Annotated in this window: 18 protein-coding genes; 11 read left to right on the top strand and 7 right to left on the bottom strand. The window is 70.4% G+C overall.

Going from position 1 to position 19,928, the window contains the following annotated elements:
• On the top strand, window positions 1–557 hold a 557-nt coding region (locus tag KZ813_RS10115; protein ID WP_219754852.1), incomplete at its 5' end, for a GcrA family cell cycle regulator.
• 159 nt (window positions 558–716) lie between these two features.
• Here KZ813_RS10115 and KZ813_RS10110 read toward each other — a convergent pair.
• The gene (locus KZ813_RS10110) at window positions 717–1,583 is read right to left on the bottom strand and encodes an outer membrane protein (protein WP_219754851.1); all 867 of its coding nucleotides are present in this window, start codon (window positions 1,581–1,583) and stop codon (window positions 717–719) included.
• Window positions 1,584–1,710: 127 nt separating this feature from the next.
• On the opposite strand from KZ813_RS10110, the gene parE reads away from it, so the two are divergent.
• The gene (gene parE, locus KZ813_RS10105) at window positions 1,711–3,702 is read left to right on the top strand and encodes a DNA topoisomerase IV subunit B (protein WP_373369269.1); all 1,992 of its coding nucleotides are present in this window, start codon (window positions 1,711–1,713) and stop codon (window positions 3,700–3,702) included.
• Window positions 3,699–4,352: a YoaK family protein gene (locus KZ813_RS10100; protein ID WP_219754849.1), complete on the top strand. Its 654-nt coding sequence runs from the start codon at window positions 3,699–3,701 to the stop codon at window positions 4,350–4,352. Before parE ends, KZ813_RS10100 begins: the two co-directional genes overlap by 4 nt.
• 37 nt (window positions 4,353–4,389) lie before the next feature.
• On the opposite strand, the gene KZ813_RS10095 is transcribed toward KZ813_RS10100, so the two are convergent.
• Window positions 4,390–5,052 (bottom strand): RBBP9/YdeN family alpha/beta hydrolase, encoded by a 663-nt coding sequence (locus KZ813_RS10095; protein ID WP_219754848.1) that lies wholly within the window; start codon window positions 5,050–5,052, stop codon window positions 4,390–4,392.
• A gap of 182 nt (window positions 5,053–5,234) precedes the next feature.
• Here KZ813_RS10095 and KZ813_RS10090 point away from each other — a divergent pair, with 182 nt between their 5' ends.
• The 5 genes from KZ813_RS10090 to KZ813_RS10070 all read left to right on the top strand — a co-directional run bounded on the left by KZ813_RS10090 (window position 5,235) and on the right by KZ813_RS10070 (window position 8,277).
• Window positions 5,235–5,969 carry a TlyA family RNA methyltransferase gene (locus KZ813_RS10090; RefSeq protein WP_219754847.1) on the top strand — a complete coding sequence of 245 codons (735 nt, stop codon included), beginning with the start codon at window positions 5,235–5,237 and terminating at the stop codon, window positions 5,967–5,969.
• Window positions 5,970–6,078: 109 nt separating this feature from the next.
• The gene (locus tag KZ813_RS10085) at window positions 6,079–6,600 is read left to right on the top strand and encodes a TspO/MBR family protein (protein ID WP_219754846.1); all 522 of its coding nucleotides are present in this window, start codon (window positions 6,079–6,081) and stop codon (window positions 6,598–6,600) included.
• 24 nt (window positions 6,601–6,624) lie between these two features.
• Window positions 6,625–6,885: an accessory factor UbiK family protein gene (locus KZ813_RS10080; RefSeq protein WP_219754845.1), complete on the top strand. Its 261-nt coding sequence runs from the start codon at window positions 6,625–6,627 to the stop codon at window positions 6,883–6,885.
• A 48-nt stretch (window positions 6,886–6,933) separates the two neighbouring features.
• Entirely contained in the window at window positions 6,934–7,440 is a 507-nt protein-coding gene (locus KZ813_RS10075; RefSeq protein ID WP_219754844.1) for a type III secretion system chaperone family protein, read from the top strand.
• 6 nt (window positions 7,441–7,446) lie between these two features.
• A complete protein-coding gene (locus KZ813_RS10070; protein ID WP_219754843.1) occupies window positions 7,447–8,277 on the top strand; it encodes a pyrroline-5-carboxylate reductase family protein in 831 nt (276 codons plus the stop codon).
• Here the strand turns inward: KZ813_RS10070 and KZ813_RS10065 are convergent.
• Entirely contained in the window at window positions 8,249–8,713 is a 465-nt protein-coding gene (locus KZ813_RS10065) for an Lrp/AsnC family transcriptional regulator (protein WP_219754842.1), read from the bottom strand. The two genes, KZ813_RS10070 and KZ813_RS10065, sit on opposite strands and share 29 nt — an antisense overlap.
• 114 nt (window positions 8,714–8,827) lie before the next feature.
• On the opposite strand from KZ813_RS10065, the gene KZ813_RS10060 reads away from it, so the two are divergent.
• Entirely contained in the window at window positions 8,828–9,040 is a 213-nt protein-coding gene (locus KZ813_RS10060; protein ID WP_219754841.1) for a DUF6356 family protein, read from the top strand.
• A gap of 60 nt (window positions 9,041–9,100) precedes the next feature.
• On the opposite strand, the gene KZ813_RS10055 is transcribed toward KZ813_RS10060, so the two are convergent.
• Window positions 9,101–9,244 (bottom strand): hypothetical protein, encoded by a 144-nt coding sequence (locus tag KZ813_RS10055; RefSeq protein WP_219754840.1) that lies wholly within the window; start codon window positions 9,242–9,244, stop codon window positions 9,101–9,103.
• Between the two features lie 149 nt (window positions 9,245–9,393).
• Between KZ813_RS10055 and KZ813_RS10050 the strand changes: the two genes are divergently transcribed.
• Both KZ813_RS10050 and KZ813_RS10045 read left to right on the top strand, forming a co-directional pair.
• On the top strand, window positions 9,394–9,711 hold the full coding sequence (locus KZ813_RS10050; protein WP_219754839.1) for an I78 family peptidase inhibitor: 318 nt from the start codon (window positions 9,394–9,396) through the stop codon (window positions 9,709–9,711).
• Between the two features lie 283 nt (window positions 9,712–9,994).
• On the top strand, window positions 9,995–13,135 hold the full coding sequence (locus tag KZ813_RS10045; RefSeq protein ID WP_219754838.1) for a S8 family serine peptidase: 3,141 nt from the start codon (window positions 9,995–9,997) through the stop codon (window positions 13,133–13,135).
• Between the two features lie 39 nt (window positions 13,136–13,174).
• Here the strand turns inward: KZ813_RS10045 and KZ813_RS10040 are convergent, their stop codons facing one another.
• The 3 genes from KZ813_RS10040 to KZ813_RS10030 all read right to left on the bottom strand — a co-directional run bounded on the left by KZ813_RS10040 (window position 13,175) and on the right by KZ813_RS10030 (window position 19,876).
• A complete protein-coding gene (locus KZ813_RS10040; protein ID WP_219754837.1) occupies window positions 13,175–14,137 on the bottom strand; it encodes a 2OG-Fe(II) oxygenase in 963 nt (320 codons plus the stop codon).
• A 77-nt stretch (window positions 14,138–14,214) separates the two neighbouring features.
• On the bottom strand, window positions 14,215–17,436 hold the full coding sequence (locus tag KZ813_RS10035; RefSeq protein WP_219754836.1) for a TonB-dependent receptor domain-containing protein: 3,222 nt from the start codon (window positions 17,434–17,436) through the stop codon (window positions 14,215–14,217).
• A 145-nt stretch (window positions 17,437–17,581) separates the two neighbouring features.
• The gene (locus tag KZ813_RS10030; protein WP_258046619.1) at window positions 17,582–19,876 is read right to left on the bottom strand and encodes a glycoside hydrolase family 3 N-terminal domain-containing protein; all 2,295 of its coding nucleotides are present in this window, start codon (window positions 19,874–19,876) and stop codon (window positions 17,582–17,584) included.
• Between the last annotated feature and the right edge of the window lie 52 nt (window positions 19,877–19,928).

Raw genomic sequence — 19,928 nt, 5'->3', positions numbered from 1 at the left:
CGACCATGGCGGAGTCGCGCGCCGCCGAGCCGGCGCCGGCTGCCGCGGCGCCGCCGCCGCCCGCGCCCAAGCCCGCGCCGGTGCGCGCCGCCGCGCCCGCACCCGCCGCGCGCCCGGCCCCACCAGCCTTCGCGACCGAGTCGAGCGCGGACGCGGCGGCGGCCGGTGCGGACGACGAGTCGACCGAGGAGGCGGCGCCCAGCGCGCCGCCGGCGAAGCGCGAGCCGGTGCTGCGCTCGGTCGGTCCCGGCGGCTTCGTGCGCCAGGCCCCGGGCGAGCAGCAGCCGCCGATCGCGCCCGCGCCGCCGCGGCGGCTGGTGCCCGCGCGCACCGCGCCCGAGTTCGCCAACAAGACCTCGCTGCTCGATCTGAACGACAAGATCTGCAAATGGCCGCTCGGCCACCCGGGCGAGCCCGACTTTCACTTCTGTGGCGACAAGGTGAACCCAGGCTTCCCCTATTGCGTCGACCATTGCGGCCACGCCTATCAGGCACAGCTGCCCCGCCGCGACCGTCGCGCCCCCCCGCTGCCGTTCGGCGGCCCGCGCCTGCGCTGAGGGCAAGCGACGGCGAGAGGATGGGTGCTGTGCCCCGGTGAAGGCCGGGGGCCGGTCGGGTGCGCTTGTGGGACGCACCAGGCCCCCCATCTGGGGCCTGGCCTTCGCCGGTGTACGAGGAGGAGGGGCGGGCGCTCGTCCGCGGCCGCCCCGATCACCTCAGAAGCGGAACGCCGCGGTGGCGCGCAGGCTGTGCCAGCGGAACTTATCGTCCGAGCGGCGGAAGTCGGTGCCCTCGATCGTCCCGCCGTTGGCGGCGTTGGTGAAGGGCGTGGCGGCCGGCCCGGCGGCACGGACGCGATAGTCGTCGTCCTGATACTGGTGATAGACGTACTCGAGCCCGACCGAGAAATGGTCGCCGAGGCGCTGCTCGATGCCGCCGCCGCCCTGGAAGCCGAACTGGTCCTGCCGCCCGCGCGCGGTGAAGCTGTTGGTGCTCTGGCTCGAGGAGAACTCGCTGTCGATCCGCGCCAGCGAGGGCCCGAACGTGCCGTAGAACAACGTCGAGTCGTTGGGCGTGTAGCCGGCGCGCGCGCGCACCGCTGCCTCCCAGTTGACCTGGCGGTACATCACGTAATTGGCCGGGGTGGAGGAGAAGCCGGTGGTGCTGTCGTTGATATGGGTGCGGCCGAACTCGCCGACCACGCCGTAGACGATCGGCCCGCTCTGCTGGTCGAAGCCGACGCGGCCGTAATAGCTCCAGCCGTCGCGGTCCTTGGCGCAGCCCGGGCCGCCGTTGCGCGGCCCCTGCGCGGCGCGCGCGCGGCCGCCGCAGAAGCCCGGCGCGAAGGCGTCTGCCCCGGTACCGGTCAGCACGGTGTCGCCGAAGCGGCCGTCGAGGTTGCGGTCGAACTCGATGCGCGAGCCGCCGTCATTGGGCTGGACGTCATAGCCGCCCGCGGCGCCGGCGTAGATGCCGGAGAAACCGCCGCTCACCGAGGGATCGCCCGTCGTGGTGTCCCGCGCCGCCGCGGGGACAGCCGCCAGCGACGCCGCGATCGCCGCGGCGGCAAGATATACTCTCATGTAGGTCACTCCCTGATCGAACGATCCGCGAACGACCCCGGTCCCGCTTGGGTTTCGTGAGAAATCATTGCCGCGGCAACCGTCGGCGGCGCTTGGGTCGACGGCGCCGCGTGGTTATATGACCGTCATGGCCGATCTGTTCGCTTCCCCCTCCGCCGGCACCCCCGCCTATGACGCCTCGTCGATCGAGGTGCTCGAGGGGCTGGAGCCGGTCCGCCGCCGGCCCGGCATGTACGTCGGCGGCACCGACGAGCGCGCGATGCACCATCTCGCCGCCGAGGTGCTCGACAACGCGATGGACGAGGCGGTAGCGGGCCATGCCACCCGCATCGAGATCACGCTGGAGCCGGGCAACCGCCTGACGATCGTCGACAACGGCCGCGGCATGCCGGTCGACCCGCACCCCAAATTCCCGGACAAGTCGGCGCTCGAGGTGATCCTCTCGATGCTCCACTCGGGCGGCAAGTTCGCGGGCAAGGCCTATGCGACCTCGGGCGGGCTTCACGGCGTCGGCGTGTCGGTGGTCAACGCGCTGTCGAGCGACACCGTCGTCGAGGTCGCGCGCGACCGGCAGCTGTACCGCCAGCGCTTCAGTAAGGGGCAGACGCTCGGCCCGCTCGAGACCGTCGGCGCCGCGCCCAACCGGCGCGGCACCTCGGTGGCCTTCACCCCCGACACCGAGATCTTCGGCCCCGAGCTGCACTTCAAGCCGGCGCGGCTCTACAAGCTGGCACGCTCCAAGGCGTATCTGTTCGCCGGCGTCGAGATCCGTTGGCATTGCGCGCCCGAGCTGATCCCCGACGGGGACCGCGAGGGCGGTATCCCCGCCGAGGCCGTGTTCCAATTCCCCGGCGGCCTGTCGGATCATCTGCGCGAGCAGATCGCGGGCCGCGACTGTGCCACCGCCGACTTCTTCGCGGGCCAGCAGGATTTCCCCGACCAGCAGGGGAAGGTCGAGTGGGCGGTCGCCTGGCCCCTGTGGAGCGACGGCAGCTACAGCTGGTATTGCAACACCATCCCGACCCCCGATGGCGGAACGCACGAGCAGGGGCTGCGCCAGGCGCTGGTGCGCGGTCTGCGCCAGTTCGCCGAGCTCGTCGGCAACAAGCGCGCCAAGGAGCTCACCGCGGACGACGTGATGGTGGGCAGCGAGCTGATGCTCAGCGTCTTCATCCGCGAGCCGCAGTTCCAGTCGCAGACCAAGGACCGGCTGACCTCGCCCGAGGCCGCGGGGCTGGTCGAGAAGGCGATGCGCGACCATTTCGACCACTGGCTCGGCCACAATATGGAGCGCGGCAAGGCGCTTCTGGGTTATGTGCTGGAGCGGATGGACGAGCGGCTCCGGCGCAAGGCCGAGCGCGACGTCAAGCGGAAGACCGCCACCTCGGCGCGGAAGATCCGGCTGCCCGGCAAGCTGACCGACTGTTCCGCGGACAGTTCGGACGGCACGGAATTGTTCATCGTCGAGGGCGACTCGGCGGGCGGCTCGGCCAAGCAGGCGCGCGACCGCAAGACTCAGGCGATCCTGCCGATCCGCGGCAAGATCCTCAACGTCGCCTCGGCCACCTCGGCCAAGATCCTCGCCAATCAGGAGATCGCCGACCTGATCCAGGCGCTCGGCTGCGGCACGCGCAAGGACTGTCGCCCCGAGCAGCTGCGCTACGAGAAGATCGTCATCATGACCGACGCCGACGTCGACGGCGCGCATATCGCGACGCTGCTGATGACCTTCTTCTTCCAGGAGATGCCCGAGCTGGTCCGACAGGGGCACCTGCACCTCGCGCAGCCGCCGCTGTATCGCCTGACGGTCGGCGCCAAGTCGCTCTACGCGCGCGACGACGCGCATCGTGCCGAGCTGGAGCGCACGGTCTTCAAGGGCAAGAAGGTGGAGGTGGCGCGCTTCAAGGGTCTGGGCGAGATGAACCCGCTTCAGCTGCGCGAGACGACGATGGACCCCGCCAAGCGCAGCATGATCCGCATCACGCTGCCGCAGGAATATGAGGAGCGCGCCGGCGTGAAGGATCTGGTCGACCGGCTGATGGGAACCAACCCGGCGCACCGCTTCGCCTTCATCCAGGAGAATGCGGCGCGCATGGACGAGGAAGCGATCGACGCGTGACCCGGCATCCACGACGCGAATGGTGGCTGGCGATCGCGCTGGCGGCGCTGGCGGGCTATGTCGACGCGATCGGCTTCCTGCGGCTCAACGGGCTGTTCGTCTCCTTCATGAGCGGCAACTCGACGCGGCTGGCGGTGGCGCTGGCGGGCGGTTCGCCGCTGGCGCTCACCGCGGCCGCGCTGATCCTCGCCTTCGTCGCGGGCGTGGTGGTCGGCGCCACCGCGGGCGCGGCGCTGGGACGGTGGCGGCGGCCGGGGGTGATCGTGCTTGCCGCGGTGCCGCTCGCGGTGGCGGCGGCACTGCCCGAGTTCGGCCCGCTCGGCGGGCTGGGCACGGTGCTGCTCGCGCTGGCGATGGGCGGGCTCAACACCGTGTTCCAGCGCGACGGCGAGGTGAGCGTGGGGGTCACCTACATGACCGGCGCGCTGGTCAAGCTGGGCCAGCATCTCGCGGGCGCGCTGATGGGCGAGGGCGCGCGTTGGGACTGGCTGCCCTACCTGCTGCTGTGGTCGGGGCTGGTGGCGGGAGCATTCCTCGGGACGGCCGACTATGCCGCGCCCGACAATGTCGCGCTGTGGCGCGCGACGGGGGCGGCGCTGGGGATCGCGCTGCTCGCGGCGGCGACGACGGAGCGCGTGCCGCGCGAGTGAGGAGCGTGGAGGGGGCGCGTGGCAGGTCCTCGGCCCGTCACGCGCGCAGCTCCGCCCCGCGTTCGCGCGGCCGCGCGAGGATGGCGCGCGCGTCGCCGGGCGTGCGCGCCTCGCCGTGCGGGCCACCGGCCGCGGCGATCACGCGGTCGAGCAGCTCGAGCCCCTCGGGCCAGCGGCCCAGCCCGCTCGCCGCGTTGATGTGCCCGCAGGCGCCATAGTCGATGAAGTGGCTGCCCCAGTCGACCGCGAGGCTGTGCGCGCGGTCGAGCGTCACCCAGGGATCGTCGCTCGACGCGACCACGATCGAGGGGAAGGGCAGCGGCTGTTTCGGCGTGGGGGCAAACGGGGCGAGCTCAGGCGCGACGCCGGCGCGATCGACGTCGGCGGGCGCCACCAGCAGCGCGCCCGCGACCGGCCAGCCGTAAGGCTGCGGGCTGAGCGACGCCCACCACGCCACCGCGACGCAGCCGAGGCTGTGCGCGACCAGGATCACCGGCGCGCGCGCGCTCGCCACCGCCTGGTCGATCTTGGTGACCCAGGCGTTGCGATGCGGCCGATCCCACATGCCCAGCTCGATCCGGGCGGCGTCGGGGCGGCTCTTCTCCCACAGGGTCTGCCAGTGCGCGGGCCCCGAGCCACCCAGCCCGGGGACGGTCAGGACGGTCGGCTGCACCGACAGGTCGAACGCGGAATGTCCCATGACACACCTCCTCTGGGTGAGGCCGCGACGATCAGTCTAGGGGTCGGCAGCGCCGCGGCCTCGGACCTTCAGCTATAACCTACTAAATCGATCGGCAATCCTGCAACGCAGCATTTGACGCGAACCGACCCGGCCGAGCGACGAGCGGTTGCGGCGCCGTCCCGGGGGCGCGATAGGGCGGCATGCCCAAGCAGCGCGTGGACCAGATGCTCGTCGATCGTGGCCTCGCCGAGTCGCGCACGCGCGCGCAGGCGCTGGTGATGGCGGGGCTGGTCTTCGCCGGCGAGCGCAAGGTCGACAAGCCCGGCCAGGCGCTCGCCGACGACGTGCCGCTGGAGGTGCGCGGGCGCGATCACCCCTGGGTGTCGCGCGGCGGCATCAAGCTCGCCCATGGGCTCGACCAGTTCGGCTGGGCGGTGGCCGGCGCGACGGCGATCGACGTCGGCAGCTCGACCGGCGGCTTCACCGACGTGCTGCTCGGCCGCGGCGCGGCGCGGGTCTATGCGGTCGACAGCGGCACCAACCAGCTCGCCTGGAAGCTGCGCCAGGACGAGCGCGTCGTCGTCCACGAGCAGACCAGCGCGCGGCTGCTCACCGCTTCGCACGTGCCCGAGCCGATCGACCTGGTGGTGTGCGACGCGAGCTTCATCGGCCTGGCGAAGGTGCTCGAGGTGCCGCTCGGCTTCGTCCGGCCCGGCGGCCGCGTGATGGCGCTGATCAAGCCGCAGTTCGAGGCCGGCCGGGCCGAGGTCGGCAAGGGCGGGGTGGTGCGTGACCCGCTGGTCCACGCGCGCGTCTGCGGCGAGGTGGTCGCATGGCTGGAGCAGCGCGGCTGGCAGGTCCAGGGCGTGGTCGAGAGCCCGATCACGGGGCCCGAGGGGAACGTCGAGTTCCTCGTCGCCGCGGCGCGCGGGTGAAAATGGTACAAGCACCATTTACCTGAGTAGGGCGTTGCGGCAGCAGTACCGGGACGGACCGATCAGGGAGACGAGCGTGGGGGTTGTCGCTTCCAGGGAGCAGCTGCGGATGTCTTTCCTGCGCTGGGCGGCGCTGGCGGTGCCCGGCGTGCTGCTGCTCGGCTTCCTGTCGGGGCGGACGGTGCCCTCCGGTGACTCGAACGGCTGGTATCGCGCGCTCGCCAAGCCCGAGCTGACGCCGCCGGGCTGGCTGTTCCCCGTCGCCTGGTCGCTGCTCTACGTCATGATGGGCGTGGCGCTCGCGCTGGTGCTGAGCGCGCGCGGGGCGCGGCTGCGGTGGCTGGCGGTCGCCCTGTTCGCGGCGCAGTTCGCCGGCAACCTGGTGTGGACGCCGCTGTTCTTCGGCGCGCACCAGGTGTCCGCGGCGTTCCTGCTGATCGTCGCGATCCTCGGGCTGACGATCCTCACCACCTTCGTCTTCGCGCAGGTGCGCCGCCGCGCCGCGTGGCTATTGGTCCCGTATATGATGTGGCTGGGTTTCGCCGGCACGCTCAACTGGCGTATCGATCAGCTCAACCCCGACGCGGAACGGCTTGTGTCGCCGGCCGCGGCGTCCCAGATGGTCGGTTAATCGCCTCTACAGGAAAATGATCTTATGCAGTCCGAGAATCATCTGTTCGGCGACCTCGCCAAGCTCTTCAACGGCGCGGCCGGCACTCTCGCCGGCGTCGGGCGCGAGGCCGAGGCGAACGCGCGCGCGCGCGCGCGCGAGTGGATCGGTGGGCTGGATTTCGTCGCGCGCGACGAGTTCGAGGTGGTGAAGGCGATGGCCGCCGCGGCGCGCGACGAGAATGACGCGCTGCGCGCGCGGATCGAGACGCTTGAGGCGGCGCTGGCCGCCAAGTCGGGCGTCTGATCGCGTCGCGCCAGGAGAGGGGGCCGCGTGCCTAGCGATAAGACACTGATGCTCGACGAGGCGGACGACGACAATGCGGGCGAGGCACCGCTCGACATGCTTGAGGCCTATTTCCTCGCGCATGGTTGGCCGTGTGAGCGCGGCGAGGACGAGATCACCGCCTCGATCAAGGGCAGCTGGACCGAATATGAGCTGCGCGCGCTGTGGCGCGAGGAGGACGGCGTGCTCCAGCTGCTCGCCTTCCCCGACGTGAAGGTGGCGGAGGGCCGGCGCGCGCCGGTCTACGAGGTGCTCGCGCTCGTCAACGAGCAGCTGTGGATGGGGCATTTCGAGATCTGGTCGAGCAGCGGCATCCTGCTCTATCGCAACGCCACCGCGATCGAGGCCGAGGACGGCGACGCGACCATGGCGCTGAGTACCGCCGAGCTGTTGGTCGAGTCGGCCATCGACGAGTGCGAGCGCTTCTACCCGGTGTTCCAATTCGTACTGTGGGGCGGCAAGTCCCCGAGCGAGGCGATCGCCGCGGCGATGGTCGAGACCGCGGGCGAGGCCTGACGCGCGATGCGGCTATGGATGATCGGCTGCGGCAACATGGCCTCGGCGATGCTGCGGCGCTGGCTGGCGAGCGGGGTGGTCGCGGCCGAGGACGTCGACGTCGTCAATCGCCAGCATCGCGTGCTGCCGGTCGGCGTGCGCCAGGCGCGCGACCTGCCCGACGCGCCGCCGCCCGACGCGGTGATCCTCGGCATCAAGCCGCAGCAACTCGACGCGGTGGCGACGGTGCATCGCGCCCCGGTCGGCGCGGCGCCGCTGCTCGTCTCGATGCTCGCCGGCGCCGATCCGGCCCGCTTGGCGGCGGCCTTCCCGGGCCCCGTGCCGATCCAGACCATGCCCAACCTCCCGGTCGAGCTCGGCCGCGGCGTGGTCGCGGTGCACGCGCCCGCGGCGCCGGCCACGGCGCGCGCGGTGGTGGATCGGCTGCTCGCGCCGTTGGGGCTGGTGGAGTGGTTCGACGATGCCGCGCGCTTTGCCGCCGCGGGCGCGCTGTCGGGCACCGGTCCCGCCTTCCTGTTCCGCTTCGTCGACGCGCTGACCGATGCCGGGGTCGCGATCGGCCTGTCGCGCGACGAGGCCGCGGCGGTGGCCCTCGCCACCGTCGACGGCGCGGCGGCTATGGCCTCGGCGAGCGAGCGTGGCCCGGCCGCGCTGGCCGACGCGGTGGCGAGCCCCGGTGGCATGACTCGCGCGGGGCTCGACGTGCTCGACCATGATCGCGCGCTGACGGCCCTGCTCGAGCGGACGCTGCACGCGGTGGCGCGGCGCGGCGCCGAGATGGCGGCGGGCACATCGGGCGGGGTCGCGGCTACAGCGGCAGCGCGGTCGTCGACTTGATCTCCTGCATCGCGAAGGAGGAGCTGACGTCGTGCAGCGGCGCGACCTTGATCAGCTTGCGGTAGATCCGGTCATAATCGGCGATGTCGCGCGCCACGACCTTGAGCAGATAGTCGACCTCGCCGCTCATCCGGTAGAATTCCACCACCTCCGGGATGCGCGCCACGCCCTCGGCGAAGGTCTGCAGCCACTCGTCGCTGTGCTGCGTCGTGCGCACCGCGACGAAGACGGTGACGTCGAGACCGAGTGCGGCGCGGTCGAGCAGCGCGACCCGCGACCGGATCAGCCCGACCCGCTCGAGCCGCTTGACTCGCTTCCAGCACGGCGTCGCCGAGAGGCCCACCCGGGCGGCGAGATCGGCCACCGAGATCGCGGCATCCTCCTGGAGGAGACCGAGCAGCCGGCGATCGGTCGAGTCGAGGGAGATATTCTCCATGCGAGCTCGATCATAGCACGAAATGGCCAAATCCACCCCTGAAATGCTGATAGAAGAGACGCTCATCGCCGATGATCGGCGCTATCCTCCTCGCCGAGTGGAGGAGGGGGCGAGATGCTCAGTCGGATGTTCGTCGATCACCCGCGCGCCGTCGGGGAGAGCTATCTCGCGCACGCGCGGGTCGCCTCACGCTTCGGGATCACGCTGCTGGGTGCAGGAACCGCATGTCTGGTCCACGCCGTGGTACCGGGGCTCTTCCGCTCGACCGGCAGCAGCGCGGTGGAGCGGCTCTATCAGGAGATGGCGGCGCGCCGCCGCGCCGGCTGAGACGGCTCGCGGCCGGCGACGCGCCCGGGCGAGCCTCGCGGGCTCGAACGGGCCCGGCGATCAGTGGCCGTAACGTTTGATGCCGCGACGACGAAGCTTCTGGCGGTGGCGCCGGCGCAGTATGACGATCGCGCTCGGGATGCCGACCAGCAGGACCGCGCCGATGATCGCATAAGCGACGAGTTCGCGAGTGACGTCGATCATGGCGGGCCTGTGACATAGTCGATCGCCGCTGTCATCTAGCGAAAACGGTGGGAGAAAAGCTGGTACCCAGTTCGGCGAACGGGCGAGCGCTTCCCTGTGCGTCGCGGGATCGAGTAGGATGTACCTCTGTCCCAGCCCGGAGGACCGTCATGTTCATCCTCTTCATCCTCGGAGCGACGCTGATGACCAATGCGCCCGATCAGCAGCCACACGGTCGCTCGCGTCTCCCGCCGCCCGGCGCGCAGCAGCGACGGCTCGCCGGCGCCGGGGCGGTGTCGGGGTGCGCCGGCGCGGATCTCGTCGGCAAGCGATGGTCCGAGGACATGCGCGCGCCGCTGCTCGGCGGCGGTCACCGAGAGGTGCGCGTGCTCCGCGTCGGCCAGCCGCGGACGATGGACCTGCGCGAGGATCGGCTGAACGTGATCCTCGATTCGGCGGGGCGCGTCGTGGAGATCACCTGCGGCTGATTGGAGCGCGCCCGTGCGGGCGGCGAGCCACTCAACCTCGCACGATCGTTGCGTCTGATCCCTCTCAGAAGAAGTATCGCGAAAGTTTCCGTCGATGACGCTTTATTGCGGCGGTGAAATTCTGCGCCTTGTCAGCTTCCTTCACCATAGTTAACCTCATTCTTGCTCGAGCAACAACGTGCGTCCGACCAGTCAGGGAAGGGGCGGCGACGACAACGGCGGCCCCACCGCCGGGCGTTCGTGCATCCTTGGCCGGCCGACCTTCACCGGGAGTGAGACAGGCATGGCATCGAAGCTCAACATAGCGTCGCGTACCGCCGGGCAGCGGATCGATCAGGGTACATACGGCCCCGGCGACATGGCCGCGCTCGCCCCGGCGCGCGCCGCCGCGACCGGTCAGCGCGCGACGACCGGGCCACTCGATGCTGCCGGGCTGAGCGCGCAGCCGGGCGTCGTCCCCGCGGCCGCCGTCGCCGCCGGGCCGATCCCGGCGTTCGACCTCTCGACCGGCAAGGCGGTCACCACCGCGTTCAAGCTCTACGCGATCGACGTCGCCGACCCGCTCGCCAAGGATCAGTGGCACCTCCAGCGCCTCGGCGACCTGCAGACCGTCTGGAAGGACTATACCGGCAAGGGCGTGACCGTCGGCGTCTACGACTCGGGCGTGCAATATGCGCACTGGGACCTCGACGGGAACTACGACGCCTCCAAGCAGGTGGTGGTCGACGGCAAGGTCTATGACGGCGACTATCGCCCCGCCTCGGGCCCGCACGGCACCTCGGTCGCCGGGCTGATCGCGGCCGAGCGCAACGGCGCGGGCGGGGTGGGCGTCGCTTATGGCGCGCACCTCACCGGCGTGAACATCTTCGACCCCTATTCGGAGGACGATTCGAAGGAGGGGATCTTCGTCAACGGCGCCGACCTCACCAAATTCTTCGAGGCGGTGAAACAGTCGGCGCGCTACGACGTCACCAATCACAGTTGGGGCGGGCTCGACTATGTCACCACCGCCGCGGCGCGCACCACCGCCGGCTCGTTCGCCAACGGCATGGTGACGGCGCTCGGCTACGGCTCGGCCGAGGGACGCGGCGGGCTGGGCACGACCCACGTCGCCGCCGCCGGCAACGACGTGATCGACGGGCAGGCCGACAGCTGGAAGAGCGACCGTCACGTCATCGCCGTGGGGGCCTATCGCGAGGTCGACGGCAGCTCGTCGCAATATGTCGACAGCGGCGCGCACCTGCTCGTCTCGGCGCCGTCCAACGACTATGCCGAGCTCGGCGGGACGGGGCAGGTGACCACCGACCTGCTCGGGCGCGACGGTTACAACACGCTCGCCAAGCCCGGCGGCGCCGAGGACTATACCGACACGTTCGGCGGCACCTCGGGCGCGACCCCGGTGGTGAGCGGCGTCGTCAGCCTCATCCTCGACGCCAACGGCGAGCTCGGCTGGCGCGACATCAAGGACATCCTCGCCGCCTCGGCGAAGCTCCCGGTCGCCTTCGACACCGGCCAGACCGCGGCGACCTCGACGATCAGCGGCCTCACCTATGTGCTCAACAACCGCCAGTTCCAGCTCAACGGCGACGACGCCGGCTGGAACGGCGGGGCGATGCACTACAGCAACGATTACGGCTACGGCGCCGTCGACGCGTACAACGCGGTACGTCTCGCCGAGGTCTGGTCGCTGTTCGGCGCGGCCAAGACCAGCGCCAACGAGGTGAGCGCCTCGACCGGCACGATCCGCGTCGGCAAGACCTCGGTCGCCACCGCGGCCGACACCGCGCTGACACAGTTCCACGACTTCGTGGGGACGCCGACCAGCTTCCAGTTCCGCGTGACCCAGGACGTGGACGTCGAGCATCTCGATCTCACGCTCAACTTCTCGACGCTGCTCGGCGACGGCACCTCCTCGTTCAACGCCAGCGCGGTCGGGCTCAAGATCAAGCTGATCGCGCCCGACGGTACCGAGGGCTATATCGACCTCAGCGACACCAACGCCACCACCGTCACCGACGCGTCGCAGACCTTCACCTTCGGGCTCAGCGGCTTCCGCGGTGTCGACACGCTCGGCACCTGGACCTTCCAGTTCGAGCAGACCGCCGGCGTGTTCGGCACCTACGACGCCAATCGCACGACGGTGAACACGCTCAAGCTCGACATGTACGGTGCCGCCCCGGGCACCGGCGACGTCTACACCTACACCAACGAGTTCTTCACCATGGCCGCGATCGCGGGCGAGGACGGGCGGCACATGCTGGTCGACAGCGACGGCGGCACCGACTGGATCAACGCCGCGGCCATCGCCAGCGACGTGACGATCTCGCTGAAACAGGGCGGCGTGACCAGCTTCGGCGGGACGCGCGCCTTCACCATCGCGTCGGGCACACAGATCGAGAATGCGGTGAGCGGGGACGGCAACGACACCTTGCTCGGCAACGCGTTGGCCAACGAGCTGCACGGCATGCGCGGCAACGACAGCCTGTTCGGCGACGCGGGCAACGACCTGCTGCTCGGCGGATGGGGCGACGACCGGCTCGACGGCGGCAGCGGCGCCGACGTGCTGCGCGGCGAGCAGGGCAACGACACCTATTACGTCGACAATCGCGGCGACGTCGTGATCGAGGACCCCAATCAGGGGATCGACACCGTCTATGCCGCGATCGACTATACGCTGGGCTCGCAGGTCGAGAAGCTGTACCTCCTCGGTGCAGCGCGCCTGGGCACCGGCAACGGTCTCGACAATGAGCTGTACGGCAGCCGCGGCGACGACACGCTGTACGGTCTCGACGGCAACGACCTGCTGCGCGGCTGGGACGGCAATGACAAACTCTACGGCGGCAGCGGCAAGGACACGCTGTACGGCGGCGCGGGCGACGACCGGCTCGACGGTGGCAAGGGCGACGACACGCTGCGCGGCGAGGGCGGCAACGACACCTATGTCGTCGATAGCCGCGGCGACCAGGTGATCGAGCTCAGCGGCGGGGGCATCGATACCGTGCTCGCCTCGGTCGACTATCGTCTCGCCGCCGAGGTCGAGAATCTCACGCTCGGCGGCGGCGCCTACAGCGGCACGGGCAACGCGCTGAACAACGTGATCCGCGGCAGCGACGGCGCCAATGGACTGAGCGGCGAGGCGGGGAACGACACGCTGGTCGGCGGTGCTGGAAACGACATGCTCACCGGCGGTAGCGGCAGCGACCGCTTCGTCTTCGCCGACGGCTTCGGCAAGGACACGATCCGCGATTTCGGTCGCGGCGACACGATCGACATCGCCGCCTATACGCTCGACGGCACCCCGGTCGTCACCGACGTCGGCAGCGACACGCTGATCGATCTCGGGGACGGCAACACGATCCTGCTCAAGGGGATCCAGCCGGGCCAGCTGAGCTTCACCGGCGACGCCTTCGGTTACGTCGGCTGAGGCCCGGGGGGCCGGGCGGGCGCGGCTCGCCCGGGCCGCTCAGGTGATCGTCCAGGGATCGACCGGTGCGGCGCGGATCCATCGCGTCGCCAGCCATTTCGCACCCTGGGTGACGGGCCGCCCGGCGTGGCGCGCCGCCGCGTCGGGGCGGCCGTCCGCGCGCGTGTTGGCGAACAGCAGCGCGTCGCCCCCGCGCGGCGTGACGGTGACGCCCGCGTCGGGGAAGTGCGTCTCACCTCCGCCGAAGCCCTGGTTGAGGTAGAGCAGCACGGTCACGATCCGCTGGTTGGCGGCGCCCTGGATCGTGTCGAGGTGGGGGCGATATTCCTGACCGGGGCGATAGCGCAGGACCGTCAACGGCTCGCCCTGCGCGACGGTGGTGCCGCTGATCGCCGCCACGCGCGCGTTGATCGCGCGGACGACGAGATCCTCGCGCGTCGGCCCGATCGCGCCGCCGTCGGAGGTGCGGATCGGATGCGCCACCCAGGCGCCGGTGCGCGGGTCGATCACGCGCGCCGGCTCGAGCAGCGCGGCGCCCACGGTGGCGAGATGCGCGCACTCGGCGGGCGTGAGCAGCGCGGGATGGCGAACGATGCGCGGCGCGGCGCTCAGCGTCTCCGGGGCGGCCAGGCGGCTCGGTTGGCCGTCGTCGTCGAGCGCCATCGCCCGCAATAGTGCCAGCTGCGCCGCGGCGACGGGATCGTTCGCGGCGGCGGTGCGAAGCAGCGCGAGCGCGCGCGGCCAGTCCGCCGGCGCGCCGCTGCCGTTGGCGGTGAGCGCCACCTCGGTCAGCGCGGCGTCGACGTGGCCGAGCTCCACCGCGCGGCGCAGCCAGGTTCGCGCGGCCGGAAGGTCGCGTCGCAGCGGCGTGCCGCGCAGCAGCCACACCGCCAGCAGCATCGCGGCATCGGCGTCGCCGCCGCGCGCGGCGGCGGCGAGCAGCTCGGCGGCGGCGACCGCCTGCCCCGATGCCGCGAGCCGCTCTGCTTCCTCCACCGCCATCTGCCGCTCCGTACCGAACGAAAAAAAGGGGCCGGGCAGATGCCCGACCCCTCTTCCCTAACACGCTGATCCGCGCATCAGAACTTCGCGGTAAGGCCCATGTAGATGAAGCGGCCGCGATTGTCGTAGATGCCCGAGCCCAGGCCGATGCCGGTGAGGCCGTAGGGCGGCTTGACGTCGCCGATGTTGGTGGCGCCGCCGTAGAAGTTGAACTGGTCGTTCACGTCGAGCGAGAAGCGAATGTCGTTGTACGTGACGGTCGGATACTTCTTGATCGGCGCATAATCGGCGTTCTGCGGCGGCTCGCCGTTGACGCCATTATAGTCCTCCCAGGTGTTCAGGTACATGCTGTCGATCCACCGCAGCGTGTGGCCGATCGTGAACGCGCCGAACTTCAGGTTGGTGCTGATGTTGAAGCGATCGGACGGCGTGCCGAGCTCGTCGGTGATGACGTTCTTGAAGTTGGGGTTGGACGGATCGGTGAAGTCGTCCCGCTGCAGAATGTGGGTCCACACACCCTCAAGGGAGGCGCGAACGATGCCGAAGTCGTGGTTGTACGCGACCTGGGTGTCGATGCCGCGCGCGCGCAGCTGAGCGTAGTTACGCGGCGAGTCCTGGTACGACCCCTCGATGATCCGATACGGCTCCTCGCCGTTCGGACCACCATCCGCGCCGGCGCGCTGGAACAGTGCGCAGAACTGATTGTCCAGCGACGGCGCATCGTAGCAGGCATTCAGTGCCTGCTGCACGTCCGGCGAGGTGATCACGTTCTCGACCTTGATGTCGTAATAGTCGACCGACACCGACAGGCCGCGGACGAAGCTCGGCTGGAAGACCGCGCCCAGCGTGATCGACTTGGACGTCTCCTCCGACAGGTTGCGGTTGCCGCCGCTGTTGATCTCCAGTGACGAGGAGTAGACATAGTCGTAGCTGGTCGGGATGCCCGCTGCGGCGCAATTGGCAGCGCGGTTGGCCGATCCTGTGCCGATGTTACGCGCCGAGCAGGGATCCGCCGGCGCCGGCGTGAAGTTCTGGCCGGCCGGCGCGTAGGTCTCGCCGAGATAGGGCGAGCGCACCGACTTGGCATAGCCGCCGCGCAGCTGCAGGTCGTTGATCGGACGCCAGACGGCATTTCCGTTCCATGCGAACACGGTGCCGACCGAACCCTTATAGTCGGCGACGCGGCCCGCGCCCGAGAGCGTCAGTTCCTTGATCAGGAACACGTCCTTGATCAGCGGGACCGAGATCTCGCCATACGCTTCCTTCACCTCGAACGCGGGCGCCCGGAAGCTCGGGATCGCGTTGTAGAAGTTGTAGCCCGCCTGAGTCAGCGGATCGAGGTCGTAGGTCAGCGTCTCGCGACGATATTCGGCGCCGACCGAGAAGCCCACCGGGCCGCCGGGCAGCTCGAACAGCTGGCTGAGATCACCGGCGACATAGCCGCTGGCGACGAACTGGGTCGCTTTGCCCTCGGCAGTGGTCGGGTTGATCAGGTACGCGCGTGCCGCGTCGCTGACCGAGCCCTGCCCGAACGGGTTGAGCGGGACGCAGGCGGCGATATCAGCGGCGAGACGCGAGGGATCGCCGCCGATGTCCTCGCCGGCATAGGCCGGGTCGACCTGTGAGCGGCACACGATCTGGCCGGCGGCGTTGCGCGTCGTGTCCACCGCCAGCAGGTAGCGCTGTGTGTTCACGTTGCCGGTGATGACGCTATTTTCTTTGTGCTGGCCGTAATTGGCCGACACTTCATAGTGCCAATCGTCGTTGAAGTCGCCGCGCACGCCGACTACGGCGCGATAGGTGTCGCGTACCATCCGCTCGTCGCGCGTGCCCAGGTCGACCCAGTTGCGGCGCAGCGAGAAGCGGTAGGTGCCCGCCGCCACCTGTGCCAGCGCCGCCGCCTGGTTCGCGGCCGCGTTGGCGCCGGTGAAGGCCGCGCCCGTGTTCGGGTTCACGCCGGAATTGATCGCGGCGATCAGCTGCTGCGAGATCGTGCCGCGCGCGGCGTTGTCCAGGTACGGGTTGTCGAGACGGATGCCCTCGCGGTTCGTCACGGAGCCGGCGTTGGAGTAGGAGCGATCGGCGAAGCCCGCATCGATCCCGTCGGCCAGCGTGGTCCCCTGCGAGAAGAACGGGCCGCTCTGCGAGCCGAAGGCTTCGGTGCGGACGTACTTGGCCTCGATGAACGGCACGAACGCGGGCGAGACCTCGAAGTGGCCGATCACGTTGACGACGTAGCGCTTCAGATCGGGCGATAGGACCAGGAGGTTCCCCTCGCGGCTGGTGGTGCCGTTGCCGCCGACGAAGTTGCCGTTCGGCGCCAGGCCGACGCGGGTGCCGGTCTGTGCCGCCAGCGCGCCGCCGGGCTGGAAGAGATAGCCGCAGGTGAAGGAATTGCCGACCGAGTCCGCGCCGCACGGCGCGGTACCCGCGCGGTAGCGGATGCCGACCTGCCCGCCGAGCGAGATCGTCGCGCCGCGCAGGTCATTGTAGAAGGTACGGTCGAACACGCCGTCGGACGGCGCGCTGGCGGCATCGGTGTCAGTTACAATGAAGCCGTTGTTCTGACGCAGGTTCGGCCGGCCGGACGCGTAATAATCCTGCTGGTGCGCGAACTCGGCATTGACGGCGATGTTACCGCGCCCGTCGGCGAAGTTCTTTCCCGCCAGCGCCGATACATATTGGTTGCCGGCGTCACCATAGGTGCTGATGCCGTTCTGCGCGTGGAGCTGCAGTCCGTCGTAGCTGTCCTTGAGCACGAAGTTGACGACGCCCGCGATCGCGTCCGACCCGTACACCGACGAGACGCCGCCGGTGACGATGTCGATCCGCTCGACCAGGTCGGTCGGGATGGTGTTGATGTCGACGGCATTGCCGTTGTTGATGATGTCGGCCGAGACGTGGCGGCGGCCGTTGACCAGCACCAGCGTGCGCGAGCGGCCGAGGTCACGCAGGTCAAGGAAGTTGACGCCGCGCGTGCCGAGCCCCGACGTCGAGTTCTGCGAGCCGAGCGACGGTCGCAGCTGCGGCAGCTGGTTGAGCGTGTCGCCGATGGAGATGCGACCGGTCTCGAAGATGTCCTGTGCGGTAATCGTGGTGATCGGAATAGGAGAATCGTCGTTCGGGCGGCGGATGCGCGAGCCGGTGACGACGACGTCCTCGGCACCGACCTCAGTGGTGCCCGGCGCGGTGGCGTCCTGCTCCTGGGTCGGCGACCCTGCCTGGGCCAGCGCGGCGCCCGGGAGCGCGACGACGGCCCCGGCGATCGCCGTGGCGCAGAGAAAACGCGACAATCTCATGGTGGTACCCTTTTTATCGATTGGGTCCACTCAAACCGGTGGGGCTCGGAGAAACAAGCCTGGTAGCGCTGCCGCAACACCGCGGTAATAAATTTGCAAAACCCTGTGACATTCTTACAACGACGCGACATGTCGGGGCAGTGGCTTAGCCGAGCGTGAACGAGGCGCCGAGCCCCTGCGCCTCCGCAGAAGGTGCGACCCACAGGCGGAAGGTGCCGGGCTCGACCGTGCGCTCGAGCTCGCGCCCGACGAACAGCAGGTCGTCGCGGCGCAGGACGAACGTCACCGTCTTGCGCTCGCCCGGCGCCAGCGCGACGCGCTGGAACGCCTTCAGCTCGCGCACAGGCCGGGTGACGCTGGCCGCGACGTCGTGGACGTACAGCTGCACCACTTCCTCCGCGGCGTGGCGCCCGCGGTTGGTCACCGTGGCGCGCACCGTGAGCGAACTCCCCGGGGCGAGCCGCTCGCCGCTCAGCGCGAGGTCCGAGTAAGCGACGTCGCCGTAGGTCAGGCCGTGGCCGAAGGGGAAGAGCGCGCTCTGCTCGAACTCGCGATAATGTGCCTTGAACGGTTGGAGCGGCCCCGGCGGGTTGGGGCGCCCGGTCGACTTGTGCGCGTAGTAATAAGGCGATTGGCCGGTCGCGCGCGGGAAGGAGACGGGCAGGCGCGCCGAGGGCGGGACCGCGCCGAACAGCATGTCCGCGATTGCCGGGCCGTCCTGGGAGCCGAGGAACCAGGTCACCGCGATCGCGCGCGCGTCGAGCACCGTGGCGTCGAGCGCGAGCGCGCGCCCGGTGCGCAGCAGCACCACCAGAGGCGTGCCGGTCGCCGCGACCGCTTGCACCAGCGCGAGCTGCGGCTCGGGCACCACCACCGCCGAGCGCGACTGTGCCTCGCCGGACATGTCCTGCGCCTCGCCGATCGCGAGCACCGCGACGTCCGCGGCGCGCGCCGCGGCGACCGCGGCGGCGATCCCGCCGGGCAGCGGTGCGTGGACCGCCGTGCCCGGCGTGACGCTCACCTGCGCCGCGTCGCCGACCACGCCGCGCACCGCGGTGGCGAGGTCGGTCGCGCCGGCATCGCTGCCGTAGACGTTCCACGGGCCGATCAGGTCGTGCTGGCCGGACACGAACGGGCCGATCAGCGCGACGCGCTTGCCCGAGCGCGGCAGCGGCAGCAGCTGGCCGTCGTTCTTGAGCAGCACGATCGAGCGCGCCCCGGCCTCGCGCGCCAGCGCCAGCGTGACGGGCGTGCGCACCTCGGCACGCTCGCGCGCGGGGTCGATGCGGCGGAACGGGTCGTCGAACAGCCCCAAGGCCACCTTGAGCGCGAGCACGCGCCGCACCGCCTCGTCGAGCCGCGCCGCGGGGACCTCGCCCGTCGCGACCAGGTCGGGCAGGTGCCGGAGGTAGAAGCCGCTCTGCATCGACATGTCGACGCCGGCGAGGAAGGCCAGTCTGGTCGCCTCGCGCGCGTCGGCGGCGAGGCCGTGCGCGATCAGCTCCTCGTCGCCGGTATAGTCGGACACGACCAGCCCGCCGAAGCCCCACTCGCGGCGCAGCACCTCGGTGAGCAGCCAGTCGTTGGCGGTGGCGGGGACGCCCGATATCTCGTTGAACGAGGCCATGACCGTGGGCGCGCCCGCCGCCAGCGCCGCCTCGAACGGCGGGAAATAGACTTCGCGCAACGTCCGCTCCGAGACGTCGACGCTGTTATAGTCGAGCCCGCCCTCGCCCGCGCCGTACGCGACGAAATGCTTGGCGCAGGCGGCGACCGCGCGCGGATCGGCCAGCCCGTTCTCGCCCTGGAAGCCGCGCACGCGCGCCGCCGCCATCAGCCGCCCGAGCAGCACGTCCTCGCCCGCGCCCTCGACGCCGCGGCCCCAGCGCGCGTCGCGCGCGATGTCGACCATCGGCGCGAAGGTCCAGTCGATCCCCGACGCCGCCGCCTCCGCCCCCGCGGCGCGCGCGGTGCGGCGCGCCAGCTCGGGGTCGAAGCTCGCCGCCTCGGCCAGCGGTACCGGGAAAACGGTGCGGAAGCCGTGGATGATGTCGGCGGCGAACAGCAGCGGGATCTTGAGCCGCGACTGCGTCGTCGCCGCGCGCTGCATCCGCTGCGCCATCGCCGTGCCATTGCCGTTGAACACGCCGGTGAGCCGGCCGCGCCGCACGTCGCGCAGCTGTCCCTCGAAGCTGGCGCCCGCGCCCGCCGGGTTGAGCGCGGTCGCCGCGCCGCCCGCCCAGGCCGCGGCCATCAGCGTGAGCTGACCCGCTTTCTCCTCCACGGTCATGCGTGCGACGAGCGACTCGACCGCGGCGGGCAGCGGCGCCGGTGCGGCCTGGGCGAGCAGCGCGCGCGCCGGACTGGCGGCCCAGGCGAGCGTCGCGCCCGCTCCCATCAACCAGGCGCGGCGCGACGGCCGTGATACGTCCTGAGCCATGTCCTCTCCTCGACCCCGGCAGGATTGATCGTCTCGATTGTTACGTGTAAAC

This window comes from Sphingomonas folli, from assembly GCF_019429525.1.
GTDB lineage: Bacteria > Pseudomonadota > Alphaproteobacteria > Sphingomonadales > Sphingomonadaceae > Sphingomonas > Sphingomonas folii.
Note: the sequence above shows the minus strand (reverse complement) of the source record. Positions and strands in the feature narration are given on the sequence as shown.